The 12,597-nt window shown below is 52.0% G+C and carries 13 protein-coding genes and 1 tRNA gene; 7 read left to right on the top strand and 7 right to left on the bottom strand.

Going from position 1 to position 12,597, the window contains the following annotated elements; genetic code table 11:
* Nucleotide 1: 1 nt before the first annotated feature.
* Together fucU and fucR are read left to right on the top strand one after the other, a co-directional pair.
* A complete protein-coding gene (gene fucU, locus ACLD3P_RS10035; protein ID WP_000920848.1) occupies nt 2–424 on the top strand; it encodes an L-fucose mutarotase in 423 nt (140 codons plus the stop codon).
* Nucleotides 425–481: 57 nt separating this feature from the next.
* Nucleotides 482–1,192, top strand: a complete 711-nt coding sequence (fucR, locus tag ACLD3P_RS10030) for an L-fucose operon activator (RefSeq protein ID WP_000642331.1) — start codon at nt 482–484, stop codon at nt 1,190–1,192.
* A 58-nt stretch (nt 1,193–1,250) separates the two neighbouring features.
* Here the strand turns inward: fucR and rlmM are convergent, their stop codons facing one another.
* From rlmM to ACLD3P_RS10010, 4 genes are all read right to left on the bottom strand, one after another.
* Entirely contained in the window at nt 1,251–2,351 is a 1,101-nt protein-coding gene (gene rlmM, locus ACLD3P_RS10025; protein WP_061202031.1) for a 23S rRNA (cytidine(2498)-2'-O)-methyltransferase RlmM, read from the bottom strand.
* Entirely contained in the window at nt 2,344–2,739 is a 396-nt protein-coding gene (locus ACLD3P_RS10020) for a DUF423 domain-containing protein (protein WP_000203913.1), read from the bottom strand. Before ACLD3P_RS10020 ends, rlmM begins: the two co-directional genes overlap by 8 nt.
* A gap of 18 nt (nt 2,740–2,757) precedes the next feature.
* The gene (gcvA, locus tag ACLD3P_RS10015; RefSeq protein ID WP_000044409.1) at nt 2,758–3,675 is read right to left on the bottom strand and encodes a glycine cleavage system transcriptional regulator GcvA; all 918 of its coding nucleotides are present in this window, start codon (nt 3,673–3,675) and stop codon (nt 2,758–2,760) included.
* A gap of 346 nt (nt 3,676–4,021) precedes the next feature.
* The gene (locus ACLD3P_RS10010) at nt 4,022–4,249 is read right to left on the bottom strand and encodes a YgdI/YgdR family lipoprotein (RefSeq protein WP_000750393.1); all 228 of its coding nucleotides are present in this window, start codon (nt 4,247–4,249) and stop codon (nt 4,022–4,024) included.
* Between the two features lie 192 nt (nt 4,250–4,441).
* Between ACLD3P_RS10010 and csdA the strand changes: the two genes are divergently transcribed.
* The 3 genes from csdA to rarD all read left to right on the top strand — a co-directional run bounded on the left by csdA (nt 4,442) and on the right by rarD (nt 7,277).
* Nucleotides 4,442–5,647, top strand: coding sequence for a cysteine desulfurase CsdA (gene csdA / locus ACLD3P_RS10005; protein ID WP_411006284.1), 1,206 nt, complete (start codon nt 4,442–4,444; stop codon nt 5,645–5,647).
* Nucleotides 5,647–6,090, top strand: coding sequence for a cysteine desulfurase sulfur acceptor subunit CsdE (gene csdE, locus ACLD3P_RS10000; RefSeq protein WP_000184198.1), 444 nt, complete (start codon nt 5,647–5,649; stop codon nt 6,088–6,090). The genes csdA and csdE overlap by 1 nt, the downstream gene beginning before the upstream one ends.
* 299 nt (nt 6,091–6,389) lie before the next feature.
* On the top strand, nt 6,390–7,277 hold the full coding sequence (gene rarD / locus ACLD3P_RS09995) for an EamA family transporter RarD (protein WP_014343890.1): 888 nt from the start codon (nt 6,390–6,392) through the stop codon (nt 7,275–7,277).
* A gap of 51 nt (nt 7,278–7,328) precedes the next feature.
* Here the strand turns inward: rarD and tcdA are convergent, their stop codons facing one another.
* Both tcdA and mltA read right to left on the bottom strand, forming a co-directional pair.
* The gene (gene tcdA / locus ACLD3P_RS09990; RefSeq protein WP_000117748.1) at nt 7,329–8,135 is read right to left on the bottom strand and encodes a tRNA cyclic N6-threonylcarbamoyladenosine(37) synthase TcdA; all 807 of its coding nucleotides are present in this window, start codon (nt 8,133–8,135) and stop codon (nt 7,329–7,331) included.
* Between the two features lie 109 nt (nt 8,136–8,244).
* Entirely contained in the window at nt 8,245–9,342 is a 1,098-nt protein-coding gene (gene mltA, locus ACLD3P_RS09985) for a murein transglycosylase A (RefSeq protein ID WP_000678626.1), read from the bottom strand.
* 207 nt (nt 9,343–9,549) lie between these two features.
* Between mltA and ACLD3P_RS09980 the strand changes: the two genes are divergently transcribed.
* Nucleotides 9,550–9,626: transfer RNA gene (locus ACLD3P_RS09980), tRNA-Met, on the top strand.
* Nucleotides 9,627–9,735: 109 nt separating this feature from the next.
* Here the strand turns inward: ACLD3P_RS09980 and amiC are convergent.
* The gene (amiC, locus tag ACLD3P_RS09975) at nt 9,736–10,989 is read right to left on the bottom strand and encodes an N-acetylmuramoyl-L-alanine amidase AmiC (RefSeq protein WP_000011919.1); all 1,254 of its coding nucleotides are present in this window, start codon (nt 10,987–10,989) and stop codon (nt 9,736–9,738) included.
* A gap of 232 nt (nt 10,990–11,221) precedes the next feature.
* Between amiC and argA the strand changes: the two genes are divergently transcribed.
* Nucleotides 11,222–12,553 (top strand): amino-acid N-acetyltransferase, encoded by a 1,332-nt coding sequence (argA, locus tag ACLD3P_RS09970; RefSeq protein ID WP_000588963.1) that lies wholly within the window; start codon nt 11,222–11,224, stop codon nt 12,551–12,553.
* Nucleotides 12,554–12,597 lie beyond the last annotated feature (44 nt).

The raw sequence follows: 12,597 nt of genomic DNA, 5'->3' as shown, positions 1-12,597 counted from the left end.
AATGCTAAAAACCATTTCACCGTTAATTTCCCCGACACTGCTCAAAGTGCTGGCCGAGATGGGCCACGGGGACGAAATCATTTTTTCCGACGCTCACTTTCCCGCGCATAGCCTGGGCCCGCAGGTGATTCGCGCCGATGGTCTTAGCGTCAGCGATCTACTGCGGGCAATTATTCCGCTCTTTGAGCTGGATAGCTACGCCCCGCCGCTGGTGATGATGGCCGCCGTGGAAGGAGACACGCTCGATCCCAGCGTTGAAGCGCGCTATCGCGATGCCTTGTCATTAGAAGCGCCGTGCCCGGATATCGTTCGTATCGACCGCTATGCGTTTTATGAGCGGGCGCAAAAAGCGTTTGCGATCGTTATCACAGGTGAGTGCGCGAAGTACGGAAATATTCTTTTAAAAAAAGGGGTAACGCCGTAATCTCTTGCCGGTGCGCCCGCATGACGCGGGCGTTCATCGAATGATGGGGTGAGAAAAATGAAAGCGGCACGCCAACAAGCGATAGTCGATCTGCTGATCAATCATAAAAGTCTGACCACCGAAGCGCTGGCCACCCGGCTTAACGTCAGTAAAGAGACCATCCGCCGCGATCTCAGTGAACTACAGACGCAGGGAAAAGTGCTGCGTAATCACGGACGAGCTAAATATATTCATCGTGAAAATCAGGACAGCGGCGATCCATTCCATATCCGCCTGAAAAGCCATTATGCGCATAAAGCCGATATTGCCCGTGAAGCGTTAGCGTGGATAGAAGAAGGAATGACGATTGCGCTGGATGCCAGTTCAACCTGCTGGTATCTGGCCCGCCAGTTGCCGGATATTCCCATTCAGGTTTTTACCAATAGCCATCCTATCTGTCAGGAGCTGGGAAAACGCGAACGCATTGCGCTGATAAGTTCCGGCGGCCAGCTTGAACGTAAATATGGCTGTTACGTTAACCCGTCGCTTATCTCACAGCTAAAATCGCTTGATATCGATCTGTTCATCTTTTCCTGCGAGGGGATCGACAGCGGCGGCGATCTGTGGGACTCCAATGCGATCAACGCCGATTTTAAATCTATCCTGCTCAGACGCGCCTCGCAGTCTTTATTATTGATTGATAAAAGTAAATTTAATCGTTCAGGAGAGGCGCGCATCGGCCATCTGGATGACGTGACGCATATTGTTTCAGATGCGCCGCAGTCGTAGGCCGGATAAGCGTGCGTCATCCGGCGCTGATGACGCGCTGGATGACGGCAGCGCGTTTTTATCGCTCGTCGCGACGCCCGCCAACAGCCGCCCACAACCGACGCACGTGCACCGTCACTTCTTCGCGATCGTGATAAAGCTGACGCGCCTGGATCTGCGCATTAACGCCACGCTCATCCAACTGCGCCTGAAGATACGCCAGGTTATGCGACACCTCTTCATAGCGTTTTTTCATCGGCAGTTTAAGGTTAAAAATCGTCTCCCGACACCAGCCGTTCACCAGCCACTGCGCCATTAACGCGGTGACTTTGGCCGGCTTCTCCACCATATCGCAGACCATCCATGAAATATTATTCCGGTTCGGACGGTACCTGAAGCCATCCTCACGCAACCAGGTCACCTGTCCGGTGTCCATCAGGCTTTGCGCCATCGGGCCGTTATCTACGGAGTAGACCCACATATTGCGCTTCACTAACTGGTACGTCCATCCGCCGGGACAGGCGCCCAAATCCACCGCATACATGCCGTTCGCCAGACGTTCATCCCACTCATCTTCCGGGATGAAAACGTGGAGCGCCTCTTCCAGTTTCAGCGTTGAGCGGCTCGGCGCATCAGACGGAAACTTCAAACGCGGGATGCCCATATAAAACGGTGAATTGTTATGCGCGAACGAATAACCGGTATAGCAGCATCCTGGCGCGATAAAAAAGACATGAACGACCGGACGCTTCGGCGTTTCATAATTCGTCAATACGCCCGCATCACGCAAAGCCGCGCGCAGCGGCACCGTAAATTTGCGGCAGAACTTCATCAGTTCTTTACTTTCATTGGTGTCGGCGACTTCAACCCGCAGCTCGCCGCCCTTTTCCACTACGCCCTGCAACATGCCGACAATCGGCGTAATTCTGTCTTCCGGCGGTAAATGTTGCAGCAGTTCACCCACCACAAACCACTGGCGGGCGAAAATCAGCGAACTGAACGGCAGCTCTGAAATCAGCTTTTCGCCATCTTCCGGCTGATAGCATTCATAAATGACATAGCCTGCGTTCTCTTTTACGCGTGCAAAACCAAATATTTCCCGTTTTCCCGCTTTATCGGTAATTTCTGCAGCGCACTCTTTTTCAAACCCCGGACGGCAGAGCAATACAACTTTATTCATGGCTCGCGCCCTTACGTTTCATACGAATGGCGCCAATCAGCAATAGCGCCCAGCCCACCAGGAAACTGACGCCGCCGACAGGCGTGATATACGCCCACAGGCGCAGATGCGAAAGCGCAAGGCAGTACAGACTGCCGCTAAACAGCACCGTGCCCAGCGCCAGAAAAACGCTGCTCCAGTAAAACCAGATGCTGATACGGCGCTGCATCGCCACCGCCAGGCCAAAGATCGCCAGCGTATGGAACGCCTGATATTGCAGGCCGGTCTGAATCCAGCCCATTTCAACCACGCCCAGGGTTTTACTCAAAACATGCGCCCCGAACGCGCCCAGAGCAACGTAAATAAAACCGCTGATAGCGGCGACAATCAGCATAAAACGGCTGGTCATGGTCATACCCTAAGTTAATTATTGTTCGTAACGAAAACGGAATTTTTCTTGCTCCGTCGCCGCCTTCGCCAAAATCCACTGACGGAAGGCGGCTATTTTACCCAGTTCTGCCTGGCTGTCATGACAAACCAGATAAAAAGCATTCTTACTCACCAGAACATCGTTAAATGGACACACCAGTCGCCCGGCTTCAATTTCCGACTGCGCCATAACATTATTCGCCAGCGCGATCCCCTGTCCGTGAATAGCGGCCTGTAGCACCATCGCGCTGTGGCTAAATATCGGCCCTTGCTGAACGTTAATATGGTTGAGCCCTAACTGACGAGTATAGGCCTGCCAGTCACGCCGGGAGGCATCGTGCAATAACGTGTGTTTCGCCAGATCTTCCGGCGTTTTTAACGGTTTTTCGCCTGTGAGCAATAAAGGAGAACAGACGGGCAGTAAATATTCTGCGTATAATTTTTCGACGCGCAAGCCCGGCCAGTTTCCCCGGCCATAAAAAATCGCGACATCGACATCGTCTGCCAGTTTATCTTCCTGACGGTCAACGGCTTGTATCCGAACGTCAATTCCCGGATAAGCTGAGTTAAAGCTGGAGAGCCTGGGCACCAGCCACTGGATGGCAAAACTGGGCGGTAAACTCACCGTCAGCGCCCCTTTGGCACTGCGCGCCTGGAGCTTACGCGTTGCTTCCGTGAGCTGGGAAAATATCTCTTTAATGTCGAGAAAATAGCTTTGGCCTTCTTCCGTCAGCAGCAGCGAACGATTGCGGCGGCGGAACAGTTTTAGCCCCAAAAAATCCTCAAGTGACTTAATTTGGTGGCTTACTGCGGCCTGCGTCACAAAAAGTTCTTCCGCTGCTCGCGTAAAGCTCAAATGGCGCGCGGCAGCATCAAAAACGCGTAACGCATTTAAAGGAGGTAATCGTTTTGACATGGCCTCTGGACTTAATGTCGAATGAATTTAACAAATAGGTAACAACATGTAACCTATTAGTTTTTTTAATCTGAGACATTATAAATTGTCCGTTGAGGTTCTACCAGCAAATACCTATAGTGGCGGCACTTCCTGAGCCGGAACGAAAAGTTTTATCGGAATGCGTGTTCTGATGGGCTTTTGGCTTACGGTTGTGATGTTGTGTTGTTGTGTTTGCAATTGGTCTGCGATTCAGACCACGGTAGCGAGACTACCTTTTTTCACTTCCTGTACATTTACCCTGTCTGTCCATAGTGATTAATGTAGCACCGCCATATTGCGGTGCTTTTTTTTGTATAACAAACGGTTAGTTTTCCAGAGCCACCATCTCTTTCACGTCAGTACGATTGATCTGCTGTTTGTTGCCATTAGCGTCTTTATACGAAATCATACCGGTATCGTTATCGGTCTGGGGTTTACCGTCGGTCACAATGCTACGTCCATCATTGGTGTGCATAACGTAATTAGGACCGGAACAGGCGCTCAGGGCAAAAGTCAGCATACATGCAGAGATAATTGCGGCAGTCTTTTTCATCTTCTTCTCCTTAAAGCTGTTTGTGCTATTTAAAGCGGACTCCGTAACAGGCTTAAACATTCGCCTAACATTATTCAGCATAACCTCCTTTACATAATTCGCCAGGATATACAGACGATTCCGATGGTTAGGACAAACCTTGTATCAGCCGCGCTTTTACGCCACGATCGGTAAACTGAACCGAGGAATATCATGAACGCTTTTAATCCCACGCAGTTTCGCGCGCAGTTTCCCGCGCTAGCCGATGCGGGTGTTTATCTCGATAGCGCCGCCACGGCATTAAAGCCACAGGCAGTCATTGACGCCACGCACCAGTTTTATTGTTTGAGCGCCGGTAACGTTCATCGTAGCCAGTTTGCGCAGGCGCAGCGCCTGACGGCGCAATATGAAGCGGCCAGAGCAAAAGCGGCGCGACTGTTAAACGCGCCCGATGAAAAAAGTATCGTCTGGACACGCGGCACCACCGAAGCGATCAACATGGTGGCGCAGTGTTACGCCCGTCCTCGTCTGCGCCCCGGCGATGAAATTATCGTTAGCGTCGCCGAGCATCACGCCAACCTTGTGCCCTGGCTGATGGTGGCGCAACAAACCGGCGCGCAGGTCATAAAACTGCCGCTTAATGACCGACGTCTTCCTGATGTTGAGCGTCTGCCGGAACTGATCACATCGCGCAGCCGGATTCTGGCGCTGGGGCAAATGTCGAACGTAACGGGCGGCTGTCCGGATCTCGCAAGCGCTATCAGCGCCGCTCACGCGGCGGGAATGGTAGTGATGGTGGATGGCGCGCAAGGCGCGGTACACTTCCCGGCGGATCTCCAGCAGCTTGATATCGATTTTTATGCTTTTTCCGCTCACAAACTGTATGGCCCGACCGGTATCGGCGTGCTGTACGGTAAGCCGGAGCTTCTTGAGGCGATGTCGCCCTGGCTCGGCGGCGGCAAGATGATCCGTGACGTTAGCTTTGAAGGCTTCACCACTCAAAGCGCTCCCTGGAAGCTGGAAGCGGGGACGCCGAACGTCGCCGGGGTCATCGGCCTGAGCGCTGCGCTGGAATGGCTGTCCGATATCGATATTGAACAGGCCGAAAACTGGAGCCGGGGGCTGGCGACGCTGGCGGAAGACGCACTGGCGAAACGTCCGGGCTTTCGTTCGTTCCGCTGCCAGGACTCCAGCCTGCTGGCCTTTGATTTTGTCGGCGTGCACCACGGCGATATGGTGACACTGCTGGCGGAATACGGTATTGCGCTCCGGGCCGGGCAACATTGCGCCCAGCCATTGCTGGCGGAACTTGGCGTCACAGGGAGTCTGCGCGCCTCTTTTGCGCCGTATAATACCCAACATGATGTGGATGCGTTGGTTAACGCCGTTGACCGCGCGCTGGAACTGCTGGTGGATTAATGACAAACCCTCTTTATACCGGACACCCGTTCGGCACAACGGTAACGGAAGAGACGTTACGCGCTATCTTTCTCCCACTGACCCAGTGGGAGGATAAATATCGTCAGTTGATTCTGTTAGGAAAACAGCTCCCCGCTCTGCCGGATGAATGCAAAGCGCAGGCGAAAGAGATAGCCGGCTGCGAGAACCGCGTCTGGCTGGGCTTTACCCGATCAGATAACGGAACGATGCACTTTTTCGGCGACAGTGAGGGGCGGATTGTCCGCGGCCTGCTGGCGGTATTGCTCACCGCGGTGGAAGGAAAAAACGCCGCCGAATTACAGGCTCGTTCACCGCTGGCGCTGTTTGATGAGCTGGGTTTACGCGCCCAGCTTAGCGCCTCACGTAGTCAGGGGCTGAACGCGCTGAGCGAAGCGATTGTTGCCGCAACGCATAAGGGTTGAAATAGCGTAAATATTCTGTCGCCTGACAGCGCCGTCCGCGGCGGTCAGGCGATGCAGATAAAATAATCCAGTCACTTTATTAGTTTCGGCGTCAGATTTCCCTGATAAACATTCTTTTGATTTTTATCAGCTATCACAATGAAATTACAATGTTAGAATCCATGTTAAAACGGCGTGAAGATTTTAGAGTAAATAAAGCCACTCGATGTAGCGTAGCAGGAGAACTGGAAAATTCATACGCATCGGGTGAAGTTATAACAGGATATGGATAAGTGGAAAAATATCTGCGTAACGGTACCATGTTTGTGGTGCTGGCATTTATATTATGGGGGTTAACACCTTTATATTATCAATATTTATCAGGGGGGAACCTCGCACAAATATTGATATACCGGGTGTTCTGGTCAATCCCATTATTACTGGCAGTAAGGTTGTTATTTCGGCAGCGAACGCGATTTCATGATGCCTGGAAAGATAAAAAATCTTTTTTCTTCTGCATGATCGCCGGACTTTTGATGATTGTCTCATGGTCATCTTTTATTTATGCGCTAACCCATCATCTGGTACTTGATGCCAGCCTCGGCTATTTTATCAACCCGCTATTTGTTATTGCACTGGGATGCATTTTTCTTAAAGAAAAACTGTCGTTGTTTCAGGCCATCGCCGTTTTTTCCGGTGTCTGTGGCCTGACTTTTCAAATTATCATGCTTCGGCATTTCCCGGCGCTGGCGCTAACCATGGGATTATCATTTGCGCTATATGGCCTGGCGCGAAAGTTTATACATTATGATGTGATGACATCGATAACGATTGAAACATTATGGGCATTGCCTGTCTCACTATTAATTTTTCTCTTTAGCGACACTGGACCAATTATATCCGCTAATACTCCTTTCTTTTTGTATGTTATGACGGCGCCAGTGACAATCATTCCACTGGTATTATTTGCCATCGCGTTAAATCACACCTCGTTGATTGTCACCGGACTGGCGCAATATATAGAGCCGTCTTTACAGTTCTTACTTGCCATTATGATATTTGGCGAGCACATTAATTACGCGGAACTGCTCTGCTTTTGTGCAGTATGGTTCGGGTTGTTTCTATGCATATCTGAAAATTTATATTCCCATTATCTCCGCGCCCGTCTGAAACCGGTGTTCGGCAGGGTACAGCGCTTCTTTCGCTAACAAAGGGCGCAGGGCCGGATACGCGTCTGCGTGACACTCCGCCCCGTCCTTTTATTCTTGTCGCGCCGCTTTAGCCATGATCTTCTTCAGCGCATGGGAAACGGCGACAAAACCGAACGTTGCCGTCACCATCGTCGCCGCGCCGAAGCCAGAGGCGCAATCCATCCGTTTTGGCCCTTCTGCGGTAGCTTTCATCGCGCATACGGAACCGTCCGCCTGTGGGTAAACCAGCGCTTCGGTGGAAAAAACGCAGTCCACGCCCAGCTTACCTTTACTGTTCTTCACTACGCCAAAATTATGTTTCAATCTCTCACGCAGTTTTGCCGCCAGCGGATCCTGGATGGTTTTCGCCAAATCAGCGACCTGGATTTGCGTCGGATCGATCTGCCCGCCCGCGCCGCCAGTGGTCACTAAAGGAACCTTATATCGGCGACAGTACGCAATCAGCGCGGCTTTTGGACGAACGCTGTCAATGGCGTCAATAACATAGGTAAAACCCGCGTTCATATAACCCGCCACATTATCCGGCGTGATGAAATCATCGATAACCGTTACCCGGCACTCCGGGTTAATTTGCCGAATCCGTTCGGCCATCACTTCCGCTTTCGCCAACCCAACGTTATCACGCAACGCATGGATCTGGCGGTTCGTATTGGTCACGCAGACATCGTCCATATCAATCAGCGTAATCGCGCCGATGCCCGTACGCGCCAGCGCCTCTGCCGCCCATGATCCCACCCCGCCGATTCCCACGACGCAGATATGCGCCTCAGCAAACCGCTGCAGCGCTTTTTCACCGTACAGACGCGCGGTGCCGCCAAAGCGTTGGCGCCAGGCATCACTTATCACCACTGACATATGACCTCAGAATAAAAAAAGGTGAGGTTATTCCTCACCCCTGCTCACTATTTTCAGGCCCGATAGCGATCGCGTTATCGGGCAATCCGGTTGTCGCAGAATACCACAATCAGCCGCTAAACACGTTACCGGCGCCCGGCGCGCTTTTTAACACCCAGACGCGACCATAGTGATTATACCATCCGGCACGATGCCCGGCATCCGGGCCAATCCCCTGGTAAATATCAAAGTGCTGGCCTTTAATCGCTCCGCCGACATCCAGTGCGACCATCAAACGTAGCTCATACTGACCGCTAAATTTACCGTTGTTATCCAGCAACGGTACTTCCGCCAACAAGGTCGTGCCAGGCGGAATGATGCTGCGGTCGGAGGCGACGGATGCTCGCCCAATCAGCGGTACAGCGCTGGCACCTTTGACCGGCGCAAAAGATTGCGGCTTAAAGAAGACGAACGACGGGTTCTGCTCCAGTAATTCACGCACTTCCGCTTCGCTGTGCTTCTCTCCCCATTCGCGTATAGCCTGCATCGACATATCTTCTTTTTTCACTTCACCGCGATCGATAAGTACTTTACCAATACTGCGATAAGGCCAGCCGTTTTTACCAGCATAACTAAAGAAGTTCAGCGGACTACCATCACCGAAATCAATATAACCGCTGCCCTGGACATCCATAATAAAGTTATCCATCAGCGAATTACTCCAGGCCAGGATGTACTTATCGCTCAGCGCGCCTGCGTAGATCTGAGCGCGGGACGGTAAGCGTCCGCGCTTTGGCGGCATACTATAGATAGGATACTGGAACGCGCCCTGGCGCGTATGGCGAGCCTGAACGACGGGCGTATAGTAGCCCGTGAACTGGACGTTACCGTAGTTGTCGGTGCCTTCCATCTGCCAGGCATCAATACCAAACTGGCGCATAGTGCGCGTATCGCCTCCGGAACGTAACCAGTTCTGGACAGCGTTATAGACGTTGCTTTGATTGGTGTATAAACGCGGCGACGCGGAACGGATCTGGTTGACCTGCTCGGCAAAGTCACCAGCATTAATCGGCGCGCCCACCGCGTCCGGCTGGTTTACCAGGGAAAAGGGCTGGGTAAATTTCCCGTCCTTATATTGCTGACCGCGATCGGTCGGTTTTGATGAACAGGCAGCCAGCATTGCCAGCATTACGCCTGTCGCCACATATTTTGCCCAACGTCCTTTCATGGTGTCTCGTCTTCTGCGTAATCGAAAGTGCCCGGTGAAGATAACAAACCGTCCGGAGTAATGAAATGCGATCGCGATCTCATTATGTAAATTCGTTTAAAAATCGCGCTATCTGCGGTGTATTTGCGCAATTCATGAGAAATTAGCGATTTATATGAAAAAAGGGTTGCAACAAAAGCTCAGCGGAGTATAGTGCGCATCCACGGACGCGGGGTGGAGCAGCCTGGTAGCTCGTCGGGCTCATAACCCGAAGGTCGTCGGTTCAAATCCGGCCCCCGCAACCAACTTAATGAACACCCTTACGGGTGTTTTTTTGTATCTGTCGTCTGGTCCGCAACGACAGTGCGGGCAGCATCCTACTTACCCGCGCAATAAACTCGCCGTCATCTCAGGTTAACTTCTTCTCGCCAGCGTCGCCCCATCAGCAAAATACGCTTTAATGCCTGCCAGAATCGACTCTGCGACCTGTTGCTGGAACGTCGCGGTCTTGAGCTTGCGTTCTTCTTCAATGTTACTGATAAACGCCGTCTCGACCAGAATAGACGGAATATCGGGCGCCTTTAACACCGCAAACCCCGCCTGCTCGACCTTGTTTTTATGCAGGTCATTAATTTTACCAAGCTGCTTCAACACCGCTTTACCGAATTTCAAACTATCGGCAATGGTCAGCGATTGCACCATATCGAACATCGTATGGTCGACATAACGGTCACCGCTTTTGCTCACGCCGCCAATTAAGTCCGAGGCGTTCTGCGTTTGCGCCAGATATTTCGCCGCGGTACTGGTGGCGCCTTTGGTCGATAGCGCGAATACGGATGAACCGCTAGGCTGCCGGCTGGTGAAGGCATCCGCATGAATAGAGACAAACAGGTCGGCGCGCTGTTTCTGCGCTTTCGCCACCCGGACTTTTAACGGAATGAAGATGTCTTCATTGCGCGTCATATAGACCTTCATGTTGCCTTCTTTTTCGATTAACGCGCGCAGGCGGCGGGCTATCTGGAGCACCACGTCTTTTTCACGCGTTTTGTATTTGCCTATCGCGCCGGGGTCTTCGCCGCCGTGTCCCGGATCAAGCATAATAACAATGGGGCGGTCGCGCCCCGCTTTACCGGGCTGCGGCCCGCTTTGCGAAGGCGGCACCTGTTTATCCAGATCGCCTTTATTGTAGTCTTCCAGCAGCGCCAGCAGCGGATCCTGCATATCCTGCGCATTGGCAGGATAAAGATCCATCACCAGACGTTCTTTAAAGCCTGCCACAGGCGCCAGCGCAAATAGCTGCGGCTTCACGTTTTGTTTTAGCTCAAAGACCATACGCACAGTCTTAGGATCAAACTGCCCTACCCTTGCGGATTTGATATACGGATCGTCGCTGCGAATCTGCGCGCCAATGCCTTTAAGCACCGAGTTCAGATTCACATCCTCAATATCTACCACCACGCGGTCCGGGTTACTTAAGGCAAATTGTTTATATTTCAGCAGACGATTCGACTCTACCGTGACGCGGGTATAGCTGGACGCAGGCCAGATACGCACCGCAACGACCTGGCTTACGGCAGCCAGCCCGACCTGGCTCACGCTTAATAGCCACATGGCGCCCGCGCCTTGTAGTAAACGGCGACGGCTGATTGCTGAATTGGCTCCCGACATGCTTCTCCCGAGCAAAAACTAAATAGAGATCATACAAAGTTCATCCAAATTGACCGGAAACTTTAGCGAATGACGCATAATCTGTCATCTATAAAAGGGTAAACATTCTTTTTATATTCACGGCATTACTAAGAAAAGCGATCGGACCGCATAAAATTTACGCTTGCACAGAGGGCAAAAACAGAATAAAAATACACTAATTTCGAATAATAATTCACTAGTGGGGCGCGCAATGATAAAGGAACGTAAAACCGAACTGGTAGAAGGGTTTCGCCATTCAGTTCCCTATATCAACACCCATCGCGGAAAAACCTTTGTCATTATGCTCGGCGGCGAAGCCATTGAGCATGACAATTTTTCCAGCATCGTTAGCGATATCGGGCTACTGCATAGCCTCGGTATTCGCCTTGTCGTGGTGTATGGCGCGCGACCACAAATCGACGCCAATCTGGCCGCGCATCATCATGAACCGATTTACCACAAAAACACGCGGGTGACGGACGCCAAAGCACTGGAGCTGGTGAAACAGGCCGCCGGTTTACTCCAGCTTGATATTACCGCCCGTCTGTCGATGAGTCTGAACAATACGCCGTTGCAGGGCGCGCACATTAATGTCGTCAGCGGCAATTTCACCATTGCGCAGCCGCTGGGCGTTGATGATGGCGTGGACTACTGTCATAGCGGCCGTATCCGGCGCATTGATGAAGATGCGATCAACCGCCAGTTGGATAACGGCGCGATCGTTCTGATGGGGCCGGTCGCCGTCTCAGTGACCGGCGAAAGTTTTAATCTGACCTCAGAAGAGATTGCCACTCAACTCGCCGTTAAATTGAAAGCGGAAAAAATGATCGGTTTCTGTTCTTCTCAGGGCGTTACCAATAGCGAGGGCGGCATCATTTCTGAACTCTTCCCGAATGAAGCGCAGGCGCGGGTGGAAGAGTTGGAAGCGCTGGGCGATTACAACTCCGGAACCGTACGTTTTTTGCGCGGCGCGGTAAAAGCCTGTCGTAGCGGCGTTCGTCGTTGCCATCTGATCAGCTATCAGGAAGATGGCTCGCTATTACAGGAATTGTTCTCGCGTGATGGTATCGGTACGCAGATCGTCATGGAGAGCGCCGAGCAGATCCGCCGCGCCACCATCAACGATATTGGCGGTATTCTGGAGCTTATCCGCCCACTGGAACAGCAGGGCATTCTGGTACGCCGTTCCCGTGAACAACTGGAGATGGAGATCGATAAATTTACCATTATTCAGCGCGATAATATGACTATCGCCTGCGCGGCGCTGTATCCTTTTGTGGAAGAGAAAATAGGCGAAATGGCCTGCGTTGCGGTGCATCCGGATTATCGCAGCTCATCGCGTGGAGAAGTGCTTCTGGAGCGGGTTGCCGCCCAAGCGCGGCAAATGGGGCTGAGTAAATTGTTTGTGCTGACGACGCGCAGTATTCACTGGTTCCAGGAGCGCGGTTTCACGCCTGTCGATATTGAGTTACTGCCTGAGAGCAAGAAAAAAATGTATAACTATCAGCGACGTTCAAAGGTGCTGATGGCGGATTTAGGATAACAAGAGGGGCCTGATGGCGCTGCGCTTATCAGGCCTACGCTCGA

The sequence above is a fragment of the Salmonella sp. 741265073_HBA genome (assembly GCF_046569105.1).
Classification (GTDB): domain Bacteria; phylum Pseudomonadota; class Gammaproteobacteria; order Enterobacterales; family Enterobacteriaceae; genus Salmonella; species Salmonella enterica.
The sequence above is the reverse complement of the archived record's forward strand: the minus strand, read 5'-3'. Positions and strand labels throughout refer to the sequence as shown.

Bases quoted from the DNA above. Each gene is read 5' to 3' on its own strand.
- rlmM (WP_061202031.1), bottom strand. From the start codon at position 2,351: ATGAATAAAGTTGTATTGCTCTGCCGTCCGGGGTTTGAAAAAGAGTGC.
- ACLD3P_RS10020 (WP_000203913.1), bottom strand. From the start codon at position 2,739: ATGACCAGCCGTTTTATGCTGATTGTCGCCGCTATCAGCGGTTTTATT.
- csdA (WP_411006284.1), top strand. From the start codon at position 4,442: ATGAACGCTTTTAATCCCACGCAGTTTCGCGCGCAGTTTCCCGCGCTA.
- rarD (WP_014343890.1), top strand. From the start codon at position 6,390: ATGTTTGTGGTGCTGGCATTTATATTATGGGGGTTAACACCTTTATAT.
- csdE (WP_000184198.1), top strand. From the start codon at position 5,647: ATGACAAACCCTCTTTATACCGGACACCCGTTCGGCACAACGGTAACG.
- argA (WP_000588963.1), top strand. From the start codon at position 11,222: ATGATAAAGGAACGTAAAACCGAACTGGTAGAAGGGTTTCGCCATTCA.
- fucU (WP_000920848.1), top strand. From the start codon at position 2: ATGCTAAAAACCATTTCACCGTTAATTTCCCCGACACTGCTCAAAGTG.
- amiC (WP_000011919.1), bottom strand. From the start codon at position 10,989: ATGTCGGGAGCCAATTCAGCAATCAGCCGTCGCCGTTTACTACAAGGC.
- tcdA (WP_000117748.1), bottom strand. From the start codon at position 8,135: ATGTCAGTGGTGATAAGTGATGCCTGGCGCCAACGCTTTGGCGGCACC.
- fucR (WP_000642331.1), top strand. From the start codon at position 482: ATGAAAGCGGCACGCCAACAAGCGATAGTCGATCTGCTGATCAATCAT.
- ACLD3P_RS10010 (WP_000750393.1), bottom strand. From the start codon at position 4,249: ATGAAAAAGACTGCCGCAATTATCTCTGCATGTATGCTGACTTTTGCC.
- mltA (WP_000678626.1), bottom strand. From the start codon at position 9,342: ATGAAAGGACGTTGGGCAAAATATGTGGCGACAGGCGTAATGCTGGCA.
- gcvA (WP_000044409.1), bottom strand. From the start codon at position 3,675: ATGTCAAAACGATTACCTCCTTTAAATGCGTTACGCGTTTTTGATGCT.